Source organism: Paraburkholderia sp. 2C, from assembly GCF_054589215.1.
On record NZ_BAAILL010000075.1, the window covers coordinates 1 to 656 of the forward strand.

Sequence of the window (656 nt, forward strand, 5' to 3'; positions counted from 1 at the left end):
CTTCGCGGTCAGCACCGTCGTGATCGCCGCCGTCAGCGTGGTCTTGCCGTGGTCAACGTGACCAATCGTGCCCACGTTCACGTGCGGCTTGGTCCGCTCAAACTTACCTTTGGCCATTTTCGACTCCTAAGAGGGTTTTTCCGTACGTTGCGCGGGGCGCAAAATCGCTGACAACCTGCTGGTGCCCATGGGCAGGATCGAACTGCCGACCTCTCCCTTACCAAGGGAGTGCTCTACCACTGAGCCACATGGGCGTTACTTCTTTGCTGGAGCGGGTGAAGGGAATCGAACCCTCGTCGTAAGCTTGGAAGGCTTCTGCTCTACCATTGAGCTACACCCGCAAGGATCTATCGATTCCCGACAACTGCTCAAGCCGTATTCTGGTGGAGGAGGTTGGATTCGAACCAACGTAGGCGTAAGCCAACAGATTTACAGTCTGCCCCCTTTAGCCACTCGGGCACCCCTCCGCAGAGAACTGACGATTATGGGGTAGCAATATAGCGTTGTCAAGATCAATGCTTGGCTGTCGTTACCCCGAGGCAGCCCTCACTTACAAGCGCCTGCCGTAAACGCACAAACCCCGCCCTGATGAGGGCGGGGTTAGTGTTTCTGCGAGGGGGAGCCTGACGATTACCTACTTTCACACGGGCAATCCG

Annotated in this window: 1 protein-coding gene and 3 tRNA genes; all 4 read right to left on the bottom strand. The window is 56.7% G+C overall.

Annotation, left to right across the window (positions count from 1 at the left end; translation table 11 throughout):
* Positions 1-117: GTP-binding protein (locus ACYPXD_RS33140; RefSeq protein WP_245965142.1), on the bottom strand; the 117-nt coding region annotated here is incomplete at its 3' end.
* Positions 118-179: 62 nt separating this feature from the next.
* Positions 180-254 (bottom strand) — tRNA-Thr (locus ACYPXD_RS33145).
* Positions 255-267: 13 nt separating this feature from the next.
* Positions 268-341 (bottom strand) — tRNA-Gly (locus ACYPXD_RS33150).
* Positions 342-381: 40 nt separating this feature from the next.
* Positions 382-467, bottom strand: a tRNA-Tyr gene (locus tag ACYPXD_RS33155).
* Positions 468-656 lie beyond the last annotated feature (189 nt).